The sequence below is a fragment of the Pseudomonas sp. HMSC057H01 genome (genome assembly GCF_001836405.1).
Taxonomy (GTDB): domain Bacteria; phylum Pseudomonadota; class Gammaproteobacteria; order Pseudomonadales; family Pseudomonadaceae; genus Pseudomonas; species Pseudomonas aeruginosa.
The window spans coordinates 113318-136568 of the sequence record NZ_KV828498.1; the positions used below are offsets into that span (position 1 = coordinate 113318).

At 65.0% G+C, this 23251-nt stretch carries 24 protein-coding genes and 1 pseudogene; 3 read left to right on the forward strand and 22 right to left on the reverse strand.

Going from position 1 to position 23251, the window contains the following annotated elements; genetic code table 11:
* Positions 1–2 precede the first annotated feature (2 nt).
* Together HMPREF2581_RS20290 and HMPREF2581_RS20295 are read right to left on the reverse strand one after the other, a co-directional pair.
* Positions 3–4349: a DEAD/DEAH box helicase gene (locus HMPREF2581_RS20290; RefSeq protein WP_003138342.1), complete on the reverse strand. Its 4347-nt coding sequence runs from the start codon at positions 4347–4349 to the stop codon at positions 3–5.
* Between the two features lie 68 nt (positions 4350–4417).
* On the reverse strand, positions 4418–4801 hold the full coding sequence (locus tag HMPREF2581_RS20295; RefSeq protein ID WP_003091614.1) for a hypothetical protein: 384 nt from the start codon (positions 4799–4801) through the stop codon (positions 4418–4420).
* A 166-nt stretch (positions 4802–4967) separates the two neighbouring features.
* On the opposite strand from HMPREF2581_RS20295, the gene HMPREF2581_RS20300 reads away from it, so the two are divergent.
* The gene (locus HMPREF2581_RS20300) at positions 4968–5255 is read left to right on the forward strand and encodes a hypothetical protein (protein WP_003091615.1); all 288 of its coding nucleotides are present in this window, start codon (positions 4968–4970) and stop codon (positions 5253–5255) included.
* Positions 5256–5333: 78 nt separating this feature from the next.
* On the opposite strand, the gene HMPREF2581_RS20305 is transcribed toward HMPREF2581_RS20300, so the two are convergent.
* The 13 genes from HMPREF2581_RS20305 to HMPREF2581_RS20365 all read right to left on the reverse strand — a co-directional run bounded on the left by HMPREF2581_RS20305 (position 5334) and on the right by HMPREF2581_RS20365 (position 15949).
* Positions 5334–5663, reverse strand: coding sequence for a YnfA family protein (locus HMPREF2581_RS20305; protein WP_003091616.1), 330 nt, complete (start codon positions 5661–5663; stop codon positions 5334–5336).
* Complete coding sequence (locus tag HMPREF2581_RS20310) at positions 5660–6082, reverse strand: hypothetical protein (protein WP_003091617.1); 423 nt, start codon at positions 6080–6082, stop codon at positions 5660–5662. The genes HMPREF2581_RS20305 and HMPREF2581_RS20310 overlap by 4 nt, the downstream gene beginning before the upstream one ends.
* Positions 6083–6314: 232 nt before the next feature.
* A complete protein-coding gene (locus HMPREF2581_RS20315) occupies positions 6315–7127 on the reverse strand; it encodes an SDR family oxidoreductase (RefSeq protein WP_003091619.1) in 813 nt (270 codons plus the stop codon).
* 124 nt (positions 7128–7251) lie between these two features.
* Positions 7252–7551, reverse strand: coding sequence for a hypothetical protein (locus tag HMPREF2581_RS20320; RefSeq protein ID WP_003091621.1), 300 nt, complete (start codon positions 7549–7551; stop codon positions 7252–7254).
* 168 nt (positions 7552–7719) lie between these two features.
* On the reverse strand, positions 7720–9042 hold the full coding sequence (gene oprP, locus HMPREF2581_RS20325; protein ID WP_003122437.1) for an outer membrane porin OprP: 1323 nt from the start codon (positions 9040–9042) through the stop codon (positions 7720–7722).
* Between the two features lie 458 nt (positions 9043–9500).
* Positions 9501–10817, reverse strand: a complete 1317-nt coding sequence (gene oprO / locus HMPREF2581_RS20330; protein WP_003104423.1) for an outer membrane porin OprO — start codon at positions 10815–10817, stop codon at positions 9501–9503.
* A 246-nt stretch (positions 10818–11063) separates the two neighbouring features.
* Positions 11064–11654 (reverse strand): HvfX family Cu-binding RiPP maturation protein, encoded by a 591-nt coding sequence (locus HMPREF2581_RS20335; protein ID WP_003091622.1) that lies wholly within the window; start codon positions 11652–11654, stop codon positions 11064–11066.
* Positions 11655–11656: 2 nt separating this feature from the next.
* Entirely contained in the window at positions 11657–12391 is a 735-nt protein-coding gene (locus HMPREF2581_RS20340; protein ID WP_003138335.1) for an HvfC family RiPP maturation protein, read from the reverse strand.
* Positions 12388–13242, reverse strand: coding sequence for an HvfB family MNIO-type RiPP peptide maturase (locus tag HMPREF2581_RS20345; protein ID WP_003091624.1), 855 nt, complete (start codon positions 13240–13242; stop codon positions 12388–12390). The genes HMPREF2581_RS20340 and HMPREF2581_RS20345 overlap by 4 nt, the downstream gene beginning before the upstream one ends.
* An 18-nt stretch (positions 13243–13260) precedes the next feature.
* Complete coding sequence (locus HMPREF2581_RS20350) at positions 13261–13575, reverse strand: HvfA family oxazolone/thioamide-modified RiPP metallophore (protein WP_003091625.1); 315 nt, start codon at positions 13573–13575, stop codon at positions 13261–13263.
* 405 nt (positions 13576–13980) lie between these two features.
* Entirely contained in the window at positions 13981–14220 is a 240-nt protein-coding gene (locus HMPREF2581_RS20355) for an anti-sigma factor family protein (protein ID WP_011666591.1), read from the reverse strand.
* On the reverse strand, positions 14214–14825 hold the full coding sequence (locus HMPREF2581_RS20360) for an RNA polymerase sigma factor (protein ID WP_003091628.1): 612 nt from the start codon (positions 14823–14825) through the stop codon (positions 14214–14216). Before HMPREF2581_RS20360 ends, HMPREF2581_RS20355 begins: the two co-directional genes overlap by 7 nt.
* Positions 14826–14827: 2 nt before the next feature.
* Positions 14828–15949, reverse strand: coding sequence for a beta-ketoacyl-ACP synthase III (locus HMPREF2581_RS20365; protein ID WP_003104436.1), 1122 nt, complete (start codon positions 15947–15949; stop codon positions 14828–14830).
* Between the two features lie 490 nt (positions 15950–16439).
* On the opposite strand from HMPREF2581_RS20365, the gene HMPREF2581_RS20370 reads away from it, so the two are divergent.
* Positions 16440–16955 carry an ankyrin repeat domain-containing protein gene (locus HMPREF2581_RS20370; RefSeq protein ID WP_003091630.1) on the forward strand — a complete coding sequence of 172 codons (516 nt, stop codon included), beginning with the start codon at positions 16440–16442 and terminating at the stop codon, positions 16953–16955.
* Between the two features lie 3 nt (positions 16956–16958).
* Here the strand turns inward: HMPREF2581_RS20370 and HMPREF2581_RS20375 are convergent, their stop codons facing one another.
* Entirely contained in the window at positions 16959–17462 is a 504-nt protein-coding gene (locus tag HMPREF2581_RS20375; RefSeq protein ID WP_003130147.1) for a cysteine hydrolase family protein, read from the reverse strand.
* A gap of 79 nt (positions 17463–17541) precedes the next feature.
* Here HMPREF2581_RS20375 and HMPREF2581_RS20380 point away from each other — a divergent pair, with 79 nt between their 5' ends.
* Positions 17542–17955, forward strand: a complete 414-nt coding sequence (locus tag HMPREF2581_RS20380; protein WP_003091632.1) for a hypothetical protein — start codon at positions 17542–17544, stop codon at positions 17953–17955.
* A gap of 38 nt (positions 17956–17993) precedes the next feature.
* Here HMPREF2581_RS20380 and HMPREF2581_RS32400 read toward each other — a convergent pair whose 3' ends face one another.
* From HMPREF2581_RS32400 to HMPREF2581_RS32415, 6 genes and pseudogenes are all read right to left on the reverse strand, one after another.
* Positions 17994–20642 carry a T6SS phospholipase effector Tle1-like catalytic domain-containing protein gene (locus HMPREF2581_RS32400; protein ID WP_003138324.1) on the reverse strand — a complete coding sequence of 883 codons (2649 nt, stop codon included), beginning with the start codon at positions 20640–20642 and terminating at the stop codon, positions 17994–17996.
* Between the two features lie 14 nt (positions 20643–20656).
* Positions 20657–21211: an immunity protein Tli1a gene (locus tag HMPREF2581_RS20395; protein WP_003138323.1), complete on the reverse strand. Its 555-nt coding sequence runs from the start codon at positions 21209–21211 to the stop codon at positions 20657–20659.
* Positions 21212–21398: 187 nt separating this feature from the next.
* Positions 21399–21749 (reverse strand): DUF3304 domain-containing protein, encoded by a 351-nt coding sequence (locus HMPREF2581_RS33615; RefSeq protein ID WP_171894134.1) that lies wholly within the window; start codon positions 21747–21749, stop codon positions 21399–21401.
* Positions 21734–22255: a Tli1a family immunity protein gene (locus HMPREF2581_RS33355; RefSeq protein ID WP_031636319.1), complete on the reverse strand. Its 522-nt coding sequence runs from the start codon at positions 22253–22255 to the stop codon at positions 21734–21736. Before HMPREF2581_RS33355 ends, HMPREF2581_RS33615 begins: the two co-directional genes overlap by 16 nt.
* Positions 22252–23067, reverse strand: a complete 816-nt coding sequence (locus tag HMPREF2581_RS20400) for a toxin Tle1 chaperone Tla1 (RefSeq protein ID WP_003138322.1) — start codon at positions 23065–23067, stop codon at positions 22252–22254. Before HMPREF2581_RS20400 ends, HMPREF2581_RS33355 begins: the two co-directional genes overlap by 4 nt.
* A 9-nt stretch (positions 23068–23076) precedes the next feature.
* Positions 23077–23251: pseudogene (locus tag HMPREF2581_RS32415) on the reverse strand (Rhs element Vgr protein); the annotation flags it as partial.

Below are 23251 nucleotides of genomic sequence, written 5' to 3' on the forward strand. Positions count from 1 at the left end.
CCTCAGTGACGGCGGATCAGCAGCGCACGGATCTGCTGCGCGGTCTCGCCGTCGACTTCCGCGAGCATCCGCACCTTGCCGGCTACCAGCGCCGCCAGCGGCGCTCCGTCTCGATAAAGCAGGCGGTTGCCGGTCACCGCCGGCACCCGTTCGCCGGGTAGCAGGCCGCCGACCAGGTTCAACGGATCGACTGCCGACACCACCAGCATCGCCCCATCCGGCGGCCGCTTGCGCACCTCGCGCAACAGGCCGACCGCTTCCGCCAAGGCGAACTGCTCGCCGGCCAGGCCGGCGATGAAGCGCCCGCCGCGAATCTCGCCGCGCGCTTCCAGGCGATGGTAGACGCGCAGCAGCTCGCGCCACGGCGGCAGCCAGTCGGCTTCGCGCTCCAGCAGGCGCCAGGCGACCACCCCATAGCGCCGCAGCAGGGTCCGGGCGACATGTTCGAGGACCTCCGCCGGCAAACGCTGCCCCGTCTCTTCCACCTTCGCCCGGCGCAGCGGCGCCCAGCGCCCGGCGTCCTGCATGCCGCCCGGCAGGCCGCGCGAGCGGCGCTCCTGGCGGCTGCGCTTGTCCGCCGGCATCAGCAGGGTGCGCAGCCCGGCGAAGCTGTCGGCGTTGACCCGGCCGACCGAGACCAGCTCGCCGAGGGCGTTCTCCAGCTCGCTGCGCAGCAGGTGGGCGTCCTGGCTCAGTTCGTCGAAGAACGATGCACCCTGCTCGCGCAGCACCTCCAGTACCCTGGCCGCGCGCGGCGACAGTTCCGGCTCCGGCGCGTCGCGCTGCAGGACGCTCCAGAGCCCCAGTTCGCGGCGCGGCAGGAGCACGATCGGCGCGCTGCGCAGCGGACCGCCGGCGGCCTTGCTGCGTCCGGCCAGGCGCGCCCAGACGATGCGTCCGGAACGACACAGCTGGTCCAGCCAATGGCTGGCGTAGTCGGCCACCCGCGCTGCCAGCAGTTCGCTTTCCCAGGCGGCCGCCGCGGCCTGGAAGCCTTCCAGCTGCTCGACCACCGTAGCCAGGGACTCCGCACCCCGGCCACGGGTGCCCGGCGCCAGGCGCTGCCAGTCGAACAGGAAGCGCATGAAATCGGCGCGCTGCACCGGCTCGATTTCCCGGCGCAGGCGCTTCACCGTATAGCGATGGATGCGCGCCAGCAGATGGCGTTCGCACCACTCCTCTTCCGTCGCGCCAGGACTGAAGCGGCCACGCAGCACATAGCCTTCGCGCTCCAGGGCGGCCAACGCGTACTGCTGGTCGGCCAGGCCGATGCCCAGGTCGGCCGCCAACTGCCCGGCCGTGCGTGGCCCGAAGCCACCCAGGCGGGCGCGGGTCAGCTCCACGGTCGCCGCTTCCGCCGAGTCCGGCGGCGGATAGCCGCGAGGCGCCTGGAAAGCGTCGGGCACCTTCGCCGCGGGATGCACCAGGCGCATCGCCGGCAGGCGCTCCGCCGCCAGCCAGAGAGTGCTGCCTGCGCAGTCCAGGCGTCCGGCGCGGCGTTGCTCCGACAGTTGCGCAAGCCATTCCCCCCAGCCCGGATTGGCCTCGGCCTCGCCCGAGGTGAGGAAGCCCAGGCTGTTCAGCGCCTCATGCATCTCGTCGGCGTTGCGCGCTTCCGGCCAGGCCTCGCCACGCACCGCCTCGATCGCCTCAAGGTCCAGGGCGCCGAGGTCGTCGGCGGACTCGGGATCGCTCCAGCGGCGATTCTGTACCGCCTGGGTACGCCGCTCCTCCAGCGGCGCATCGTCGAGATAGGCGTAGGGACGCGCGGTGAGTATCTCCGCCGCCAACGCCGAAGGCGCCGGCAGGTCGCGCGCCAGCAAGTCCACCGCGCCGCTCTCCATGTCGCGCAGCAGGGCCAGCCAGCCCTCGCAATCCATCGCCTCGTGCAGGCAGTCGTCGAGGGTCTGCGCCACCAGCGGGTGATCGGGCACCTCGCGCTCGCCGACGATATTCTCCAGGCACGCCACCTGGTCGGGGAACACGCTGGCCAGCAGATCCTCGCTCTTCATCCGCAGCAGTTGCGGCGGCACCTTGCGACCGCCGGCATAGCGCGGCAAACCGAGCGAGGTGGTCAGGTTCCAGCGCCAGCGCACGCCGAATAGCGGCGCGTCGAGCACGGCCTGTACCAACAGGTGCTCGGCGCTCGCCGAATGCAGGTAGCGCCAGACCTCGTCGAGGGGAAAGCTGTGGCTGGTGGACAGCGAGAGGATGATCGCGTCCTCGGTGGCCGCCGCCTGCAGCTCGAAGTTGAAGCTGCGGCAGAAACGCTTGCGCAGCGCCAGGCCCCAGGCGCGGTTGAGGCGGCTGCCGTGGGGACTGTGGATGATCAGTTGCATGCCGCCGGATTCGTCGAAGAAGCGTTCCATCACCAGCCGCCGGCTCCCGGGCAGGCCACCCAGGGCCTGACGGGCGCGGGCCAGGTACTCGACGATCTGCCGCGCGGCGCCATCGTCCAGCCCGAGGGTGGCGCCGAGCCAAGCGATGGCTGGCTCCAGCCGCTGCCCTTCCGGCAATGCCTGACCTTCGCCGAGCAGCTCGTCGAGGGTGTCGCGCAGGCGCGCCACGCTGGCCGACAGCTCGTCGCTGCGCCCCGGCGCCTCACCCAGCCAGAACGGAATGTTCGGCGGCTGGCCCTGGGCGTCCTCGACCCGCACCCGTCCCGGCTCGATGCGGATGATCCGGTACGAGGTGTTGCCCAGTTGGAACACGTCGCCGGCCAGGCTCTCCACCGCGAAGTCCTCGTTGACCGTTCCCACCAGCAGGCCCTGCGGCTCCAGCAGCACGCTGTAGTCGCCGGTATCGGGAATGGTCCCGCCCGAGGTCAGCGCGGTCAGCCGCGCGCCACGGCGGCCACGGAGCAGGCCGTTGAGCGCATCGCGATGGAGATAGGCGCCGCGCACGCCGAGGCGTGAGTGGTAGCCCTCGGCGAGCATCCGCAGGACTTCGTCGAAGCGCTCGCGCTCCAGCCCGGCGTAGGGCTCGGCGCGGATCACCAGGCGATAGAGGTCGTCCTCGCGCCACTCCTGGCAGGCCACTTCGGCGACGATCTGCTGCGCCAGCACGTCCAGCGGCTGGCGTGGCAGCACCAGGCTGTCCAGCTCGCCACGGCGCACGCTGTCGAGCAGCGCCGCGCATTCCACCAGGTCGTCGCGGGAGGTCGGGAACAACCGGCCCTTGGGGGTGCCGCCGACGCTGTGCCCGGAACGCCCGACCCGTTGCAGGAAGGCGGCGATGGAGCGCGGCGACGACAACTGGCAGACCAGCTCGACGTCGCCGATATCGATGCCCAGCTCCAGCGAGGCGGTCGCCACCAGTACCTTCAATTGCCCGGCCTTGAGGCGCTGCTCGGCATCCAGGCGCAGCTCCTTGGCCAGGCTGCCGTGGTGGGCCGCCACCTGGCGGCTGCCGAGGCGTTCGGCGAGGAAGCGGGTGACCCGCTCGGCCATGCGCCGGGTGTTGACGAACACCAGGGTGGTGCGGTGCTCGCCGGCCAGGTGCGCCAGGCGGTCGTAGACCAGCTCCCAGGTGTCGTTGGACATCACCGCTTCCAGCGCCACCGGCGGTACCTCGATGCCCAGGTCGCGGGGGCGCGTATAGCCGATGTCGACGATCCGGCAGGCCGGATCGCGCGGATTGCCGCTGGCGCCGACGAGGAAGCGCGCGACCTTCTCGATCGGTTTCTGCGTGGCGGACAGCCCGATCCGCAGCAGCGGTCGCGGACACAGCGCCTGCAGGCGCTCCAGCGACAGCGCCAGGTGGCTGCCGCGCTTGCTGCCGGCCAGGGCATGGATCTCGTCGACGATCACGCTGCGCACCCCGGCGAGCATCTGCCGGCCCGACTCCGAGCCGAGCAGGATGTACAGCGATTCGGGCGTGGTGACCAGGATGTGCGGCGGGCGCTTGCGCATCGCTCCGCGTTCGACCTGCGGCGTATCGCCGGTGCGCACCGCGCTACGGATATCGACGTCGGGCAGGCCGAGACGCGCCAGTTCCTCGCGGATGCCGGCCAGCGGTTGCTCCAGGTTGATGCGGATGTCGTTGGACAGCGCTTTCAGCGGCGAGACATAGACTACCTGGGTGGCATCCGCCAGCTCGCCGCCGGCGGCCAGCCCCTCTACCACCAGGGCATCGATGGCGGCGAGGAAGGCGGTCAGGGTCTTGCCCGAACCGGTGGGCGCGGCGACCAGGGTCGAAAGCCCCTCGCGGATCGCCGGCCAGGCCTCGACCTGGGCCGGCGTGGGCGCGGCGAAGTGGCGTTCGAACCACTGGCGGACGGCGGGATGGAACTCCGCCAGGGGCCGCGGAGCCGGCTCGGCGCGGCGGGCGGAAGAGGATGAAATAGGCATCATGCTCCGCACTATGGTGGCGCCGCGGGCGACTCACAAGCCCCGCCGATCGCCCGTCGGGCGCAGTTTCAGAGCCCGGCGACGAAACGGTCGAAGCGCTCGGCGTGCAGCGCTTCGCTGCCGTTCTCCTCGAGCAGCCGGCGAGCCTCGGCGGCCTTCGGCGTCTCGCCGCCGATCAGGCCGAGCAGGCGCTCGCCGCGCGGCGTGAGGACGAAGTTCTCGCCATTGCCGCCCTGCTCTTCCGGACGCGGCTCGATGAAGCCGCCCTCCAGCAGGATCGCCTCGTAGTCGGCGGCCTTCTGCTTCAACGCATCCATGTCGCCGACCCGCTGCCCGGCCTGGGAGCGTTCCTCGGCCAGGCGTTCGGCATGGGCGCGCGGGGCGAAGTTCTCGTGGGCGGACTGCCGGACCTCCAGCAGCAACCGTTCGACCAGATCCCAATCGTGAGTCATGGCATACCTCCTGCGGCATAAGCGACGAGGGTCCTTCGCACCCTCTCTATGCGTGCGACCCGCAACCCGCCGCGAGGGTTCGAATCGGTCGCCGTCCGGCGTTGCGGCTGAACTTTGTCGGCTCGACCGGGCTCCACCGCTCAGGACCACCCCACAGGAGTACGCCATGAAACCGCTTTTCGCCCTCGCCAGCGCCTGCGCCCTGCTGGTCGCCACGCCGGTCTTCGCCTGTTCCGAAGCGGAGGCGGAAAAGATGGGCAAGGAAGTCGCCACCAAGGTCGCCTCGATCACCCAGAAGAACCCGCAACGGGCCAGGGAACTCAACGAGCAGTTGCGCCAGCGCCAGGAAGCCCGCTCGGAACAGAACCGGCCGAGCGATTGCGATGCCTACGCGCAGATGCTCAAGGAACTGGATCAGGAAAAAGGTGACGTACAGCGCAACACTTCGCAGTGATCCGCCGGTTCGGGGTGCGGCGGCCCGGGACGGCGGGGTCCGACGCCCGTGACGGGCGCGCCGCCCACCCCGCCTGAGTCACTGCGACAGGCGCGGGCCGAACAGCACGACGCTGGCACCGACCACGCACAAGGCCACGCCCAGCCAGTCGCTCCATAGCGGCCGCGAGCGCTCGACGAAAGCCAGCCAGAACAGCGACGCGGCGACGTAGATGCCGCCATAGGCGGCATAGGCGCGGCCGGCGTAGCTGGCCTCCACGCGGGTCAGCAGCAAGGCGAACAGGGTCAGGCTGAGCAGGCCGGGCAGCACCCACAGGGCGCTCTTGCCCAGCCGCAGCCAGAGATAGAAGGCGTAGCAGCCGGCGATCTCGCAGAACGCCGCGAGGACGAACCAGAGGTAGTTGATCACCGCCGCCCGCCCTCCCGCTCCCAGGCGCAGCGGACCTGCAGGTCGCTCTCCTGGGGGGTATGGAAGCCACGCTCGGACTCCCAGCGAAAGGTATGGCTGCCGTTCACTTCGGTCTCCAGGTGGACCACCGCGCTGGCCCAGTAGAGGCGCCTGAGCAACGCCTCGAACTGCTCGACCCACAGGCTCCACTCGTACTCGATGGCCTGGTAGCTGGCACCGAAGTGGATGATCTGGGTCTGGTAGAGCCCGGCCCCGGACTGCTCGCAGCGGCTGAACATCTCGCGTCCGAGGAACGGCCAGGCCTCGCCGCCCGGCAGGCTGTCCAGCACGCGGCGGTTGGCGGCACGACGCATGCGCCGCTCCATCGAATCGCCCGGCCAGTCGCGGATGCAGCCATAGACGATGGATTCAGACTCCACAGGGGTACTCCAGAACAGAACGGACTCGCAGAGGCAGCCTTCTAGCACAGGGCGCGAGGCCGGAAAAGCAAAAAGCCTCGCAAATGAGCGAGGCTTCTTGTGGGGTCCAACGTACTTCGGCAGGCAGGCCGGTGACTCAAGCTACTCGATCGCACCGCCTTGGGCAAGCACTATCTGCGCCGCACCGCAATGGTGCAAAGCCGCGCCCGTGCTGGCCTGCAGCCATTTCCACTCAGGCCTGGCGCTGACGCTTGGCCTGCATCTTGCCGGCCATCGCGGTCATCTCGTCATAGATCGCCTGGGGATTCTGCTGCTTGATCCTCCAGGCCATCCGCGCCTGCTCGTGGGGCAGGATCAGGAAACTGCCCTTGGCCACTTCGGCGTGGATGTAGTCGGCGATGTCGGCAGCGCTGATCGGCGAACTCTCCAGCAACTTGCCGACCTGGTGCTTCATCTCGGGGCTCGGGCCGCGGAAAGAGTCCAGCAGGTTGGTCTGGAAGAACGAAGGACAGACCACATGGACGCCGACCTCGACCAGCGCCAGCTCTACCAGCAGGCTTTCCGAAAGCGCCACCACCCCGGCCTTGGCCACGTTGTAGTTGCTCATCGCCGGGCCCTGCATCAACGCCGCCATCGAGGCGATGTTGACGATCTTGCCCTTGCTTCGCTCCAGCAGCGGCAGGAAGGCCTTGCAGCCCTTGACCACGCCCATCAGGTTGATCGCGATCTGCCAGTCCCAGTCCTCCAGGGACAGCTCGCCGAAGAAACCGCCGGAGGCGACCCCGGCGTTGTTGACGATGACGTCGATGCCGCCGAACTTCTCCTCGCAGCTCTGCGCCAGCGCGGTCAGTTGACTGTAGTCGCGTACGTCGCAACGCTGGGTGAAGCCATCGCCACCCGCCTCGCGCACCAGTTTCAGGCTTTCCGCCAGGCCGGCTTCGTTGACGTCGGCCAGCGCCAGGCGCCAGCCGTCACGCGCCCAGCGCAGGGCGATTTCGCGCCCCAGCCCGGAGCCGGCACCGGTGATCATCATGCGGTTTTGCATAGGGGTCCTGCCTTCCTGTTCGTGTGATGAAGGCCAGTGTAACCAAGGGTTTCAGCGGCCTCCGGCTAAATCAGGAAGCTGAATGCCTCGGGCAAACCCGGACATGCCGGGCCGCGCGAGGGGCTCAGGCGAGCAGCAGGACGCAGAGCTTGCCCAGGACCAGGGCGATGCCGCAGGAAACCAGCAGGTAGGAGGCGCCATCGAGACGCCGGCGGTACAACTGGGCGAAGGAACCCACGTGATGCTGCAGGACGAACATTCCCAGTGCCACCAGGATCGCCGGGATCAGGAAGACGAATTGCCAGAAGTGTTCGACCGCCAGCGTCGCTTCGCCGTCGTCCGCGAGCAGCAGGGCGCCCCCCAGCAACTGGCCCAGCAATAGCAGCCCCCCGACGCCAATACAGGCACGTCCCCAGCCGATCATCAGTCCCTCCCAGAGCGTTTCCGAGGGACCAGCATAGCCAGATGCCGCCATGCGATCTGTGCCCTGGGTCAAGCTGGGCGGCCCGCCCGGACATCCACCAGGCAATTTCATGACGCGGGTAACATCCTGCGGAAACGGGCCCCACCCGCCGGACGGGGCCCGAGCGCCTCAGAACACGTACTGCAGGCGCATCACCAGGCCATCGCCGCTATCGTCGCCGTTGGCATTGCTGATCTTGTCGGTCTTCGCCTTGACGTAGTTGGCGGAAACCTTCACCGCCTCGTTGGCGTACCAGTTGACGCCCAGGGTATGGGTCTTGCCCTTGGCGTCGCCGACCTCGCGGGTGGCGCTGTCGACGACGATGTTGTCATCCTCGACCTTGATCGAGTCGTAGCGGTAGAACAGCTCCCAGGCGCCGATTTCCTTGTTCTCCGGCTTGATGGTGTCGAACTTGGCGCCGTCCAGCTTGTAGAGGCGCGGCTCGCCGGTGAGGGTGTAGGCCAGTTGCGCGTAATAGCCGGAGGCCTTGAGATCCTCGCGGTCGCGCTCGGCCTTGACCGTGCGCCGCAGGTACTCGGCCTGGGCCGAGAAGGCACCCAGCGCCCAGGCGCCTTCCAGGCCCCAGACCGAGTCGTCCTTCCACAGCCCCTCGACTGCCGAACTGCCGCCGAACAGGCCACGGTTGCCATTGCTGCCGGCATCGTTGCCGCCATTGGTGGAGACGCCGCGCATGCCCATGCGCGGGCGGATCCGGGTATCCACCGCGCTGTCCTCCAGGTCGCGATAGGCGTATTGCAGGCCCAGGTGCACCACGTTGCCCGGCTCGTGCAGCGGCGCGAACACGCCGCGCAGGTTGTAGCGCTTGACGCTGTCGCCGTCGGTATCGTTGTTGTTCTCGCTGAACACGCTGCCCGAGAGGAAGGCCATGCCGCCCACCACCGAGCTGGCCTGGATACCGGTACCGACGTTGTCGTTGACCCAGTCGGCGATGTCGTAGGTGAGGTTGCGCTCCAGCGCGGTGACCCATTTGGAGCTGGTGGCCTTTTCCAGGCCGAAGTCGGTGTAGAAGCGGCCGAACTTCAGGTTGACCGGATTGAAGCCGGTATAGGTGACCGAGGCTTCGTCGAAGTAGCCGGCGCTGTCGTTGCCGACGTTGCGCGACAGGTCGTAGTTGATCTGGTACTTCCAGTCACGGTAGACGGTGCCGCCGAACTCCAGGTAGGCGCGGCGGAAGTAGGCGGCATCGGCGGTATTGCCGTTGTTCGTGTAGTAGCCGTCGAAGCGGCCGTAGTCGGCCTGTAGGCGGCCGCCGAGCTTGAAGCTGAATTCCTTGTCGGTGGTGGCGACTTCGAGGCCGCCCTTGGTCTTGATCACGATGTCGGCACCGTCGGTGGTCACGGTCCCGGCCAGGCTCTGCGCGGAAATCGCCAGGCCCAGCAAACTCCAGGCAACACTGCTCCCCACCCCTTTGCACGAGTGTCTGCGAATCATCAGGTAAGTCCCCTGTTCGGATTTCGAATGGTCTTGAGCAGCGCGGAAACGGCCGGTTCTGTCGCCGGCCGGCGCTGCTGGAGGGGGATCATCTGGATGGGTTGTGACAGCGAGACTGCAAAGCGCGAAAGCTTTTGTGACAGGCAGCCGGATAGCGCCTGGATGAGGCCGTCGGATAAGGGCGCAGGCCTAGAGGCATCAGGTCCGGGCGACAGATGTAACAGCTTGTTTCATATATTGCGGCAACCTTGCGAAGATTGCATGGCTGCAATGAAACTCAAGAGTTTCTGCCGATAACCGTCTGGCTTTCGGATATTCCTGCCAGCACCTGCGGGTGGACCTGTAACGAAAGAAAGACCCGGTTGCAGGCTGCCAACATCGCCACAACCGGGTAAGGAAGCGATTAAAAAGACCTCGCCGGAGCGAGGCCGAAAACAGGAGCAGATCGTTGTCGCTTCTTAGAACACGTACTGCAAACGGGTCACGAAGCCGTCGCCGTCATCGTCGCCATTGTTGTTGGTAATCTTGTCGGTCTTCGCCTTGACGTAGGCCGCGCTGATCTTCACCGCATCGTTGACGTACCAGTTCACGCCCAGGTTGTGGGCCTTGGCCTTGGTGTCGCCGACTTCGCGAGTGGCGGTATCGGCGACGACGTTGTCGTCTTCCACCTTGATGTTGTCGTAGCGGTAGAACACTTCCCAGGCGCCGATTTCCTTGTTTTCCGGCTTGACGGAGTCGAACTTGGCGCCCTCCAGCTTGTACTGGCGGGACTCGCCGGTCAGGGTGTAGGCCAGTTGCGCGTAGTAACCCTTGGCCTTGATGTCCTTGTAGGCGTTGTCATCGGCCTTCAGCTTGCGTGCCAGGTATTCGGCCTGGGCCGAGAACGGGCCCATCGCCCAGGCGCCTTCCAGGCCCCAGACGCTGTCGTCCTTGTAGGAACCGGCCGGCGAGTTGGAGACACCGCCGAAGGTCGCGCGGTTGCCGTTGTCACCGGCGTCGTTGCCGCCGCTGGTGGCGATGCCGCGCATGCCCAGGCGCGGACGGATGCGCGAGTCGAAGGCGGTGTCGTCGAGGTCGCGGTAGGCATAGTTCACGCCGACATGCAGAACATTGCCGGCTTCGTGCATCGGCGCGAACACGCCGCGGAAGTTGAACTGCTTGACGCTGTCGCCGTCGCTGTCGTCGGCGTCCTTGGCGGATACGCCGGCGGACAGGTAGGCCATGTCGGCGAGGGTCGAGTTGACCTGGGCGCCCATGCCGTCCTGGTGGGTGTTGATCCAGTCGGCCAGTTCGTAGGCGGCGTTACGCTCGGGAGCGGTCACCCACTTGGAGCTGGTGGCCTTTTCCAGGCCGAAGTCGGGGTCGAAGCGACCGAACTTCAGGTTGACCGGGTTGAAGCCGGTGTAAGTGACCGAAGCTTCGTCGAAATAGCCGTTGTCGGAGCTGCCGGTGTTGTGCGACAGGTCGAAGTTGATCTGGTATTTCCAGTCCTTGTACGCGGTGCCGCCGAGTTCGATGAAGGCGCGGCGGAAGTAGGCGGCGTCGGCGGTGTTGCCATTCTTGGTATAGAAACCGTCGAAACGGCTGTAGTCGGCCTGCAGGCGACCGCCCAGCTTGAAGCTGAATTCCTTGTCGGTGGTGGCGACTTCGAGGCCGCCCTTGGTCTTGATCACGATATCGGCGCCGTCGGTGGTCACGGTGCCGGCGAACGCCTGGGCAGATACGGCCAGAGCCAGAGCGCTGGCAACGAAGCCGAGCGAGTGCTTACGGATCATCGAAGATTTCCCCTTAATGGTGTGTGCATTGGCAACACGCGAGTGCCTGGCTACAGCGCGCCCCTTGTTCCGCGCTGGCCGTAAGGCGGCCCCTTTGTGTTGGGGGGAATCTTGGCGATGGCAGATTGCAGCCAAATTGCATGGAGATAAATGTTTCATTACAGAGGAACTTTTTATCTCCAATGCGAATAACGCGAAAAGCCCTCTACTACGGGCCTTTCGGGTTATTCGATATGGGTAGAAAGCTCAGCGCAATTTTCGCGCAATCCAGAAGTCAGCAGAAAGCCACTTGCCGGCGCCGCCGAAGAACAGCGCGAGCAACATCACCAGGTAGGTCGCGGCGAACTCGATGCCGTTGTTGAGGATGGCGAAGCTTCCACTCGACGTCAGCCAGTCGTAGTTGCCGTATTCGCGCAGGATTTCCCGGGCCCGCGCCAGCTTCTCGCCGGCCTCCAGCACCTGGGTGTTGGCGAACGGCGCGGACGGATCGGCGATCGCCTGCCAGCCGTTCGGCCAGTGCACGGCGAAGATCGCTACCAGCATGGTCACCATCAGCGGCAGGCTGATCCAGCGCACGGCCAGGCCGCACAACAGCAGCACGGCGCCACCGGCCTCGCTCAGCGCGGCGAGCCAGGCCAGCAGTTCGGGAAACGGCAGACCGAGTCCCCAGTCGGGATTGCCGAACCACTCGATGGTGGCCGGCATGTCCGCCAGCTTCTGGCTGCCGGCCATCCAGAACACCGGCGCCAGGTACAGGCGCAGCGCCAGCGGGGCGAGGAAATCCGCTCGACGGGTGACGTCGAGGGCATGCTGTAAACGCAAGAAGACAGTCTTCATCATCACTCCAGAGCGCCCTCGCCCATGAGGATGCCCTGGGCGTGCCAGTCCTCCAGCAAGGCGAAGGCATTTTCGAAATACTCCGCGTCGGCGCTCAGGCCGCAGCTTCCGGCCAACTCGCGCAACAACGGCAGCAGCGTCACCGACGCCTCCCCCTCCTCGCTCAGGCGCTGCGCGAGGCGATAGGCGAATGGCGACAGGTGCAGGAAGCGCACCCGCTCCGCCGGATCGCGCCAGACCAGCAGGCAGGTCGGCTCGGCCGGCGGCTCCACCGGCCGATGGCTCGGCCCCAGGCGATGGACCGGCCAGCGATAGGCCAGCGGCCAGGCCAGTGGCGACCACGACCAGGCCTGCGGCAGCGTCTCGACAGGCGCCTCGGCCAGCGACAGGGCCAGCTCGACCCACTCGTAGTGAGCCAGCTCCAGCAGAAAGGGCGGATCGCCCTCCTCCGCGCGGTAGCCGTCCTGCAGCCAGCCGATGAACTCCTCGCCCAATTGGCTGAAGTACGGTGTGCGGCAGCGATGCTCGCGCATGAAGGCACGCACCAGGCGATGCCAGCGCGGCTCGTCGAACAACCGGCGCAGGACCGGGAAACCGCTGCTGATGAAACCGTCCAGGTTGTTGAAGAACAGTTCCTCGTAGATCGCCATGCGCTCCGTCGCGATGCCGGGCGGCAAGGCCTGCTGCGGATCGCGGATACGTGCGGCGAAACGCCGTTGCAAGGTCGTGTGGTTCATGTGCCGTACCCCAGGCTGCGCAGTTGCGCTTCACCGCTGCGCCGCTGCAGCTCGCGGATGCGATCGGTTTCGGCATACAGCTCGCTCAGTGGCGGGAGGTTGAAATCGCGCTCCAGCAGCGTCGGGCGTTCGCCATGGCAGGCATAGGCATGTGCCAGCAGTTCCCAGACCGGATCGCAGACCGGCGCGCCATGGGTGTCAATCTTCAGGCTGGCGCCCTGTTCGTCGTGCCCGGCCATGTGCAGGTAGGCGATCCTCCGGCTGGGCATCGCGGCGATGTAGGCGTGTGCGTCGAAACCGAAGTTGCAGGCGTTGACGTAGACGTTGTTGACGTCCAGCAGCAATTGGCAATCGGCTTCCTCCAGTACCGCGCGGACGAAATCGACCTCTTCCAGCTCGCCCGGCAAGCGCGCATACGCCGAGACGTTCTCGACGATCAACGGCCGCTCGAGGACGTCCTGTACCACCCGGACCCGTTCGGCGACCCGGCGCACCGACTCGTCGCTGAACGGCAGCGGCATCAGGTCGTAGAGCTGGCCGTCGTCGGCGCAGGCAGACAGGTGCTCGCTGTAGGCACGGATGCCATGCTGCTCGATGAAACCCTTGATCGCGCGCAGCAACGACATGTCCAGCGGAGCGTAGCCGCCGAGGTTGAGAGACAGACCATGGCAGAGGAACGGCAGGCGCTCGGTCAGCTCGCGGAACTGGCGGCCGAGACGGCCGCCGATGCCGATCCAGTTCTCCGGGGCGACCTCGAGGAAGTCGACCCGGACCTCATCGCCGGCGCCGAGCGGCTCCAGCAGCGCGCGACGCAGGCCTAGCCCGGCGCCGCTGACGAATTCCCGTTGCATGGTCCGTCTCCTCAGGCCTTACGACTTCTTCTTGTCGGCGCCGCAGTTGCCTTCGCCGGCCTTCTTCTCGCCACCGCAGGAACCTTCCTTGGCCTTGCGATCCGCACCGCAGCTGCCTTCATGGCCGGCCTTGGAGGCTTCGCGCTTGCCCTTGTCGGCACCGCACTTGGCCTCGCCGCAGGAACCTTCCTTGGCCTTCTCGGCGGCAGCCACGCTGTAGCCGCTGCTCAGCTCCTGCACGGCGAAGGGATTCTGCGCGGCATGCGCGCCGACACTGGCTACGCCGAGCAGAGCAGCGCCGACGACGGAGGAAGCGAGGGAAATCTTTTTCATGGGTAACTCCTGAAGTTGGTAGCGGGCGCCGGTATGGCGTCCTCGCTCCAATGGACGGAGCACCCCCGGCGGCGTTACAGCGGAGTCGAAAAAAATTTCCCGTCCCTTCGCCTGGCGTCAGGGTTTGCCCCTGCTGGAGAAATATCGGGCGGCGATATCCGCCAGGTCCCAGGCGTTCTCCTCGACTTCGGATGCCCGCCCAGCGAAACGGATTGCCGCCCCTCCGTAGGGCGCATATCGCGCAGCGATATCCGCCAAGCCCAGCCACACTCCTCGACCTCGTCACGCGGAAGAGAGAGCCGCCCACGCCAGGCCGGGTTCGGTTCGCCCACGCCGGATAGCGGAAACGAAAAAGCCGCCGCCCACGAATCGCGGGCGGCGGCTTGGTGTCGAGGGTACCCCGGCTCAGCGCCGCGCGGCGTCCTTGCGCAACTCGGAGAGATGCGCGGCCAGGCGGTCGAGTTCCGGCCCCTGCCCTTCCGGCAGATGGCGCACGGTCGCCTGGGTCAGGCGCATCTGGCGGATGAAGCGCCGGCAATGCCCGCACATGAGCAGGTGGCTGCGCACCGCCAGTTGTCCGCGGAAGTCCAGTTGCCCATCGAGAAAGTCGCTGGACCGGGCGACCAGTTCCTTGCAACTCAGCATTGGCCGGTCTCCTCGAAATGCTCCAGGGTGGCGAAGACCTTCAGGCGGGCGCGATGCAGCAGCACCCGGACATTGGAAAGCGTGATATCCAGGAGATCACGGATTTCCTCCAGCTCCAAGCCCTGGCGTTCGCGCAGGGTCAGCACGCTGCGCTGCAGTTCGGACAGACCGTTGAGGGTCTTGTCCAGGCAATCGCGCAGTTCGCCCTCGGTGAGCAGGGCTTCCGGCGAATCCTCGTGCCAGGCGTGCGGCGGCTGGCTCCAGTGACCGTCGGCGGCAAAGCGCTGGTCATCCACCGTACCATGGGGCCCCGGCAGGTCGTCGAGGAAAACTTCCCGGCGAACCTGGCGCAAGCGGCTCTTGGCGGTATTGGCGGTGATGGTCAGCAGCCAGGTCTTCAGGCTCGAACGCCCCTGGAACCCGTCCAGCCCGCGAACCGCCGCAAGCCAGGCGTCCTGCACCACTTCCTCGGTATGCGATCTGCCGATGATCGCCCAGGCCACGGCCCGCATGGCGCCCTGGTAGGCGCCAACCAGCTCGCGAAAGGCTCGCTGCTCGCCGGCCAGCAGGCGCGGCAGCAGCTCGGCGTCGGTAGGCGCCGCCACGATCAGTGTTTACGCAGGATCACGCTACCGATCGAGTAACCGGCGCCGAACGAGCTGAGCACCCCGATGGCGCCGCTGGGCAGGTCATCCTGGTGCTTGTGCAGGGCGATCACCGAGCCGGCGGAACTGGTATTCGCGTAGCTGTCGAGGATCACCGGCGCCTCGTGCGCCTCGGCGTCGCGGCCGAGCAGCTTGCGGGTGATCAGCAGGTTCATGTTCAGGTTGGCCTGGTGCAGCCAGAAGCGCTTGACCTCGGCGACCTGGATTTCATTGGCCGCCAGGTGCTCGCCGATCAGCTCGGCGACCATCGGGCAGACATCCTTGAACACCTTGCGGCCTTCCTGGACGAACAGCTTGTCGCGCTTGCCAATACCGCTCTCGTCGGCGCGGTTGAGGAAGCCGAAGTTGTTGCGGATGTTGTTGGAGAACTGGGTCAGCAGCCTGGTGCTGACGATGTCGAACTGGTGCTTCGACACGGCCAGGTCGGCGCGCTCGACGATCACCGCGGTGCAGGCGTCGCCGAAGATGAAGTGGCTGTCGCGGTCGCGGAAGTTCAGGTGGCCGGTGCAGATCTCCGGGTTGACCATCAGGATCGCCCGCGCCTGGCCGGTCTGGATCGCGGTGGTGGCGGCCTGGATACCGAAGGTGGCCGAGGAGCAGGCCACGTTCATGTCGTAGCCGTAGCCCTGGATGCCCAGCGCGGCCTGCACCTCCACCGCGATCGCCGGGTAGGCGCGCTGCAGGTTGGAGCAGGCGACGATCACCCCGTCGATGTCGGCGGCGCTGCGGCCGGCACGCTGCAGCGCCTCCCTGGCGGCGGCCACGGCCATCTCGCAGAGGATCGACCACTCGTCGTTGCTGCGCTCGGGAAGGTACGGAACCATGCGCTGCGGGTCGAGGATGCCTTCCTTGTTCATCACGAAGCGGCTCTTGATGCCGGACGCCTTCTCGATGAACGCCGAGCTGGACTCGGCCAGCGCCTCCAGTTCGCCCTTGGCGATGGCCTCGGCGTGCTGGTCGTTGTACTGGCGCACGAAGGTATTGAAGCTCTCCACCAGCTCGTCGTTGGAGATGCTGTAGGGCGGAGTATAAAGACCGGTTCCGCTGATGACGGCTTTATGCACAGTTGTTCCTCTTCTCTCGCTGGGCCGCCGTCGAACGGGGCCGATTAGGCATAGCGGTGCCCGCCTGGGGCCGGCACCGGAAACGGGTTCGCTCGCGGCGATGCCGGGCGCTCTACGAAAAGACGTTGGCGGCGCGCTTTCGTACAGGGCCCGGGCAAGGTCGGCCATTGCGCAGTGTGCCACCGCCTCGCTTCGGCAAGCGCGCGCACCGCTCAGTGGTATCGAAGGCGACAAGGATATTCCAGAGTGCGCGCCGGGCACAGCCGATAGGCGCACGATCGGTTTATTTTCCCCGTTTTCGCCACCGATATCCGTATCGAACTGTAAAGACGACGCAACCAGGCCGGCTTCCGGTCACAGCAGGCTGGCACCTTCCCACCCCAACCATCGATTGAATTTGCCAACTCGCCCCATAGGCAATGCTCAACAGCCCACCTCGGCAAGGCCGCCTATCATTCGGCAAACCCGGTATTCACAAGGAAGCAGCCCCATGACCGATAGCCCTCGCCCAGAACTGGATATGGAAACCCAGGAGTTCGTCCACCAGCTGTTCGACCTGGCCCGCCAGGGCAACAGCCAGCGCCTCGAGCAACTGCTGCAACAGGGCCTGCCGCCGAACCTGCGCAACCACAAGGGCGATAGCCTGCTGATGCTGGCCAGCTACCATGGCCACGCCGACACGGTACGCCTGCTGCTGGCCTACAAGGCCGACCCGGACCTGCGCAACCTGGCCGGGCAGACACCGCTGGCCGGCGCTGCGTTCAAGGGCGACCTGGCGATGGTCGAACTGCTCCTCGCCGGCGGCGCCGACGTCGAGGGCGCCTCGGCCGACGGCAAGACCGCACTGATGATGGCGGCCATGTTCAACCAGGCCGAGGTCGCCGCCAGCCTGCTGGCCCACGGCGCCCGTCGTGACGCCCAGGACGCCGCCGGGCTGACGCCGCTGGCGGCGGCGCGGATGATGAATGCCGAGGCCACGGTCGCGCTGCTCAGCCGGCCCCACTGAGCCTCAATCCGCCAGCACCTCGGCCAGGCTGACGACCTGGCCGAAATGATGCTTCCACAGGCGCACACCCAGCTCCCCCGAGCGATCCAGCGAGGAGCCGAGCACCAGGTCGCCGACCAGGGTCGGTTGCAGGCCGGCGTCGAACAGGGCGAAGCCGGCGGCGAGCACGCAGGTGTCGGCCTGGATGCCGCAGACCAGCACCCGTTCCGCTCGCAGCGCACGCAGATGGTCGACGAGTTCCGCCGTCGGCAGGTAGCCATGCTTGACGAAGACCCGGTCGGCCGCCACCAGGCAGGCATCGTCGAGCGGGGGTCGCCAGCCGAGCTGGCGCTGGAACGGCGTACGCGACTCGTCATGGCGCTCGACGCTGGCCACCGAGGGCATCCGCCCGAGCAGTTGGCCGATGCCTTCCAGCAGCCAGTCCGGCGGGGCGAAACAGGGTTGCACGTCGACGATCAGCAGGGCCTGGCGCATCGGTAGTCGGCTCCGGAAGAACAGGCCAGGCATTCTAGCCCACTCCGCCCCGTCGCTCCGCGCTCCAGCGAAACTGGGCTAGCCTGAGGGAACCTTTCGACGGAGAGCCTTCATGCGCCCGATGTACGCCGTAGCGATCCTTTTCCTCCTGGCTGGCTGCTCCTCGGTTCCCGCCGAGAAGACCCGGGCGATCCCCGCCGAACGCCTGCTCGGCTACCAGCAACCGGTGAGCGGTGGCGGCCGGCTGGAAGTCCACCGCGACTATGGCTACCTGGGCGGCGGCTGCTACGTGGCGTTCCTTATCGACCGCCAGGTCGCCGCGCGCATCGGCGTCGGCGAGGAAGCCAGCTTCCAGGTGCCGGCGGGCGAGCATGTGGTCGGTATCGGCATCGATACCCAGGACGACACTCTCTGCGGCAAGGGCCTGCTGAACCGCGAGCTGAGAACCCGGATCGCCGCGGACGGCAACGCGCGCTTCCGCATCGTCAGCGAGGCCAGCAGCGGGTTCGACATCCGCGCCGAATGATCCGGGGCGACAGGTCGGCCGCGTTCGCCGGTCGAGGTTCAAAGCGATTCCATCAGGTCCTTGCCGCGCTGCAGCCAGCCCGGCGCCGAGCCGGGGCTCGGCGGTTGCGCCTGCTCCGTACCCATGTCCTGCAAGGCCTGCTTCGCCTCGGCGAGCCAGGCCGGCGTCGCCGCCGCGGGCGCCTGGGTGAGTTCGGCCTTGGCCACCAGCCCGGCCAGGCTGCCCAGGTCGCGCGCCTTGAGCGCCTCCACGGTCTGCTGAGCCAGCAGCACCTGCTGCAATGCGGGCGATTGCACCGCCGCGACCGCCAGCGGCGGCGGTGGCGGCAACTGGCCGATCTGCTCGACCTTGTCGCCAGGCTCGCGGGTGAAGGCCCGCAGGTTGTCCAGCGCCGCCCCGCCGACCATCGGCAAGGCGATCCCGGTCAGCGGGTCGAAGGCGCTGATCTCCGGCAGGCCGACCTTGCCGCTCAGCAGCGGACGCGCCAGCGATGGCAGGAACAGCCCGAGCAGCATCCGCGGATCGCGACGCTTGACGCTGAGGCCGACGCTGGCCAGCATCACCCCGACGCCTACCACCCGCCCGGCGGTGGCCAGTACCGAGAGCCGCTTGTTCGACTCGTTGTCGAAATGCACCAGGCGATAGCGGAAGTAGTCGGTGAAAGGTTCTCGCGGGCCTATCGCCGAAGTGTTCATGAACCAGGCGCGGGAGTCGTGCACCTGTTCGTCGAACAGCGCCACCAGTTTTTCCTGGCCCGGCGCCACCCGGTCGGGAGCGCTGAACAACTGGTGGTAGCGCGCGCTGCCGTCGCGGTGGATCTGGCTGTATTCCTCGGCTTCGTCTTCCTCGTTGATCAGGAATACGGTGCCGCCGAGCAGCAGGTCGATCACTCCCCCCACCGTCATGCCGTCGTCGAGCACGCCCCAGTCGCCCTTGTAGTCATGGGCGAATTCGGCGGCGGCGCCGAGCAGTTGGCGCTGGTCCAGCGGCGGGTCGAACTGCTTCTCCACCCGCAGGTCGCGCAGTTGGTCCTCGCCGCCGATCAGCGCCACGTTGCGATCCCACTCCGCCTGTTCGGCGGCGCTCATCGGCGGGAGCGGCTCGCCCTGCTGGGCGGCCGCGTACTCCCGGCTACGCCGCTTGTGCAGGGCCTCCCAGGCCTTCTGCTGGGCTTCCGGCATGTCCGGCGGGACATTGGCGAAGAACGCCTTGTTGCGCAGCCCGCCGGCATAGCGGTCGATGCGCCAGGCGGTGATCAACGCGGTCTCGCGACGGATCACCTCTTCCAGGGGGCCGGCCTTGGCCTGGGCCTGCCAGGCGTTGAAACGGGTGGCGAGTTCTTCGGAGACGCTGAACTCCGCTTCAATCTTGGGCACCATTACCCGCCAATCTTCATGAAAGTCTGGATGGACGGCAGGTGCTGGAACTTGCAAAGGAGCACCTGCCTCGAAAGCCTCCGCATACATATGCTGCAACGCTATCTGGGATAGCAGAAATTCCGAACCTCCCACAGCTTTCCCCTGGTTGCCGACGCCATAACCGCCACCAACATCCGAGTGAACACCAGGATAAGCATATTCCACCGTCCACTTCCGGTAGCAGGAGGGCCCCGTCCGACGTCCGTTGGCATCCATGTCACGACGGCGGATCGAATCGAGTGGAAAACTGGCACGCTGCTCATGACAGGAAACCAGATGCACGCAACGTTTCAGAAAAGAACAGTCTTCCGGCAGGATGGTCGGCAGGCACTGGGAGAGGGCCTCATCGGGCAGGCGCATGGTGTCATCGGCCCAATCCATATGCCCGACAGCGAACGGCGCACTATCCGCCAGCCCAACTGCCGCCACGGTATCGAAAAGGCCGAGGAACTCGATCGAGATCGGCAGACCGGCAAAGCGATATTCCACCCGACCATCGGCATCGCTGACCCGGGTTAGCTCCTGCAGCCAGTTGGCAAAGGCTCGTGCTTCTGCCGCCCCACGGGAGAATCCGTAGACATACAAGCGCATGGCCAGGATATGCGGTTTCTGTCCAGAGTTCTGACGCTGTCGAAGCTTTTCTTCCAGTTCCTTGAGTTTTGGCTCCAAGGCAGCTCGGCGTTTTTTCTCGCCGTTTTCCAATAAACCACCAGTGAGCGTACTGACGGTCCAGTTAGTGGACATTTCTTCTACTAGGCCCTGAACCTCATTTAGTTTAAGCCTACTTTTTAATAAAGTATAGAAAAGAGCATCAACTAACTGAACCAGCCCCCAGTTTATTCGATTTTCGCCTCCCTCAGCACCAATTAACCCCATGCTTGAAGGCGTAAATTCTTTAATATCCGGAAACACCGTACCCACACCTGGGCAATAGTACTTAAAAATCCCCCTACTGTTTATATCATCGCCGCTCCCAATACTTGCATGAATTAGCCTAGCGACATTACTGCAAGATGGAGAAACCGATGAATCATCAGCCTTATCGTTATTATTAGTCCCATCAAAACCAAGTGTAATATGGATAGCTTTACAGCAAGGCGCACCACCGACTACGTCACCTTCAGAAAGCCTTTTTTGCTCTTGCACCCTTGAAAAAACCCGTTCATCGCTCTGCTGCTTTAATATATTTTCTGATAATTTTTTAGAATCATAAATCAGGCGGCCTGCCACAGGATGGGTGGGTGCTATATGAAATCCAAAATTAGGCATCTTCCCACCTGCCTTCAGTTAGCCGGACATATCGTTGACTTTCTCATCTCGAAATAGGCCTTATCAGGATATTTTGGATGATTTGGCCCATAACAAGTCGTAGAAACAGCCACCTCGTCACACGGCAAGAAGTGCACCTGCAGCAAGCACACCTTTTCATCATACCTAGGCACATTCACAGTCGCCTTGTGACGGGTGTAACTTGAGGCATGCCTCAAATAATCACTCTCATCCAACCGCCCATATTTATCTCGTTTTATAACGGCACGGGGATTGGGATCCTTCTCCCATTCCACAATAACTTTCAAATTTGGATTCCATCTCTTTGGAATTACCCCACAACAAACTTGACTACCATCTCCCTGATAAGGACCTAAGTTCGGTCCGCCAGCACCATTCACCGTAAATTCGTTAATCGCCGCCGGAGTATGGTTGTAACCCATGATAGGTGCAGACAGCACTTCAGGCCCAGCTTGGCATGCCACCAGCCCAAAGAAGGTGCTGAGAAAAGCCACCAGCCCAATGGACTTTTTATTTCCCACACAGATCAAGTTCATCAACTTCTGCATGACATACCCCTCATATCAAAGTAACCTTTATTCGGATATTCAGGATGAAACGGCGTATAACAGGCAACTGAAGTAGCAACCTTATCACATGGAAGAAAGTGTATTTTTAGCGAACAAATCCCCTTACTATCACAAGAAGGTATATCGACAGTTTCCTTATGACGAACATACAAGAGTCCATGCCCTCTCATACGTTTTCTCCAGCCATCTGAAAATATCTTTCCGGCCAGTCTTTATAAGCCCCTGACTCAGGATCTACCTCCCACTCTACGGTTGCCTTCAAGCCCGGCTTCCAAACTCTAGGAACGACACCACAACATACCTGCCCTGCTCCCCCCTGAAATGGACCAAGGTTTAATCCGCCAGCACCATTTACACTGAATCTGTTAATAGCCGCCGAAGTATGGTTGTATCCTCCGATAGGAGTAGACACCATATCAGGGCCTGCCTGGCACGCTTGTAAAAACAAAAAACCTATCAGTAAAGCAATCAGCCAAACAGGTGTCCTTAACCCCTTTGCATTCAAGAGCTTTTGCATGAAGGCTCTCTCTTCTGAAAATACTTTCTATCTGGATACTCTGGATGCCCCTGGCTGTAATAGGTTGTTGAGACCGCGACCTGGTCGCACGGGAGGAAATGCACCTGCAACAGGCATATTTTTTCACTACATCTAGGTATATCCACGATCATCTTGTGTCGGGTGTAGCTTGAGGCATGTCTCAAGTAATCATCTTTATCCAGCCGTCCATATTTATCTCGCCTTATAGCGGCGTGCGGTTTGGGATCTTTCTCCCATTCCACGACAGCTTTCAAATTTGGATTCCACTTCTTTGGAATCACTCCGCAACAAACCTGGCTACCATCCCCCTGATAAGGGTCTAAACGCGGTCCACCCGCCCCATTCACCGAAAACCAATTGATCGCCGCGGACGTATGGTTGGAACCCATCACCGGCGCCGCCAGCATGTCTGGCCCGCTCTGGCAGCCTGCGGCCAGCAGGGGCCCCGGAAGCAGGGCGGGAAGGCCGATGCCACGCGCGTTCATGCGCGACTCGTTCCCGCCGGGGAAAAGCCGGGGCCGGGGGTCTGTTCGCGCAGCCACTGGGCGACGAAGGCATCGCGCTGGTCGAAGTCCTGCAAGCCCTGGCGGTCGGCGGCCAGGTGCGCCTGGACCAGATGCTGGAGCAGGCTTTCCTGGCCGCCCAGGCCATGCTCGCGGGGCAGCACGAAGTATTCGCGGCGGTAGGCTTCGGCCTCGCTCCAGGCGCGCAAGGCGGCGACTTGATGCGCTTCCAGGCGGAGGGCCGCTTGCAGCGGCGGCGTCTCGTGGGCCTGGTAATGACCGGCCAGCGCCCTCGGCCGGCCGTCGCGGTCCAGCCAGTGCCAGCTGGAAACCGGGGCATGCAGGTAACGGCTCTGCCGGGGGTCGAGCATGTCGCTGACGGCCATGAACAGGCCCGGATCGTAGAAACGCAGCACGCCGCTGGAACGGCCCTGGTTCCACTCGGCCTGGGTGCAGCTGCGCAGGTGCTCGCCCAGGCGCGGCAACGGCCAGGGGCTGAACAGGAGCATCAGGTGGCGGCGGCAGTCGATGCGTTCGAGCAGTTCGTCCAGCCAGCCCGCGTGGCCGTCTTCCAGGCGCAGCAGCAGTGGGCCCTCGTCGGCCAGGGCGGCCTCCGGGGTTTGCTCCAGCAATTTGAACAGCGCCGGAGGATCGCTTTGCCGCGCATGCTCGGTAAGCAAGGGATAGTCGTCCAGCCCGGTAGCGTCGACCAGCACATCGATGTGGGTCTGCAAGCCGCGATCGCGGGAGCGCTGCCACAGCTCGCTGGCCCAATGGCGGGGGTTCGGCGTCATCGCGGTTCCTCAGCGCTCGGCGAGCGCCTGGCCTCTTTTCTTCGCCTGTAGCAGGCACTCTTCGCAAACCGGTTGCCGCGGCGGCAGGTTGGCCGCGACCGCCTCGGGTGGCGCGCCGGGGCTGTCCTGGTCGGCCATGCCCGGCACCCGCGGCATCTTGATCGCGATCCCCGAGCCGCTTCCC

Coding starts and splice junctions, on each gene's coding strand:
- HMPREF2581_RS20395 (WP_003138323.1), bottom strand. CDS start 21,211: ATGCAGAAGTTGATGAACTTGATCTGTGTGGGAAATAAAAAGTCCATT.
- HMPREF2581_RS20335 (WP_003091622.1), bottom strand. CDS start 11,654: ATGAAGACTGTCTTCTTGCGTTTACAGCATGCCCTCGACGTCACCCGT.
- HMPREF2581_RS20350 (WP_003091625.1), bottom strand. CDS start 13,575: ATGAAAAAGATTTCCCTCGCTTCCTCCGTCGTCGGCGCTGCTCTGCTC.
- HMPREF2581_RS20290 (WP_003138342.1), bottom strand. CDS start 4,349: ATGCCTATTTCATCCTCTTCCGCCCGCCGCGCCGAGCCGGCTCCGCGG.
- HMPREF2581_RS33355 (WP_031636319.1), bottom strand. CDS start 22,255: ATGAACGCGCGTGGCATCGGCCTTCCCGCCCTGCTTCCGGGGCCCCTG.
- HMPREF2581_RS20370 (WP_003091630.1), top strand. CDS start 16,440: ATGACCGATAGCCCTCGCCCAGAACTGGATATGGAAACCCAGGAGTTC.
- HMPREF2581_RS20315 (WP_003091619.1), bottom strand. CDS start 7,127: ATGCAAAACCGCATGATGATCACCGGTGCCGGCTCCGGGCTGGGGCGC.
- HMPREF2581_RS20340 (WP_003138335.1), bottom strand. CDS start 12,391: ATGAACCACACGACCTTGCAACGGCGTTTCGCCGCACGTATCCGCGAT.
- HMPREF2581_RS20345 (WP_003091624.1), bottom strand. CDS start 13,242: ATGCAACGGGAATTCGTCAGCGGCGCCGGGCTAGGCCTGCGTCGCGCG.
- HMPREF2581_RS32400 (WP_003138324.1), bottom strand. CDS start 20,642: ATGCCTAATTTTGGATTTCATATAGCACCCACCCATCCTGTGGCAGGC.
- HMPREF2581_RS20375 (WP_003130147.1), bottom strand. CDS start 17,462: ATGCCTGGCCTGTTCTTCCGGAGCCGACTACCGATGCGCCAGGCCCTG.
- HMPREF2581_RS20355 (WP_011666591.1), bottom strand. CDS start 14,220: ATGCTGAGTTGCAAGGAACTGGTCGCCCGGTCCAGCGACTTTCTCGAT.
- oprO (WP_003104423.1), bottom strand. CDS start 10,817: ATGATCCGTAAGCACTCGCTCGGCTTCGTTGCCAGCGCTCTGGCTCTG.
- HMPREF2581_RS20300 (WP_003091615.1), top strand. CDS start 4,968: ATGAAACCGCTTTTCGCCCTCGCCAGCGCCTGCGCCCTGCTGGTCGCC.
- HMPREF2581_RS33615 (WP_171894134.1), bottom strand. CDS start 21,749: ATGCAAAAGCTCTTGAATGCAAAGGGGTTAAGGACACCTGTTTGGCTG.
- HMPREF2581_RS20380 (WP_003091632.1), top strand. CDS start 17,542: ATGCGCCCGATGTACGCCGTAGCGATCCTTTTCCTCCTGGCTGGCTGC.
- oprP (WP_003122437.1), bottom strand. CDS start 9,042: ATGATTCGCAGACACTCGTGCAAAGGGGTGGGGAGCAGTGTTGCCTGG.
- HMPREF2581_RS20295 (WP_003091614.1), bottom strand. CDS start 4,801: ATGACTCACGATTGGGATCTGGTCGAACGGTTGCTGCTGGAGGTCCGG.
- HMPREF2581_RS20320 (WP_003091621.1), bottom strand. CDS start 7,551: ATGATCGGCTGGGGACGTGCCTGTATTGGCGTCGGGGGGCTGCTATTG.
- HMPREF2581_RS20400 (WP_003138322.1), bottom strand. CDS start 23,067: ATGACGCCGAACCCCCGCCATTGGGCCAGCGAGCTGTGGCAGCGCTCC.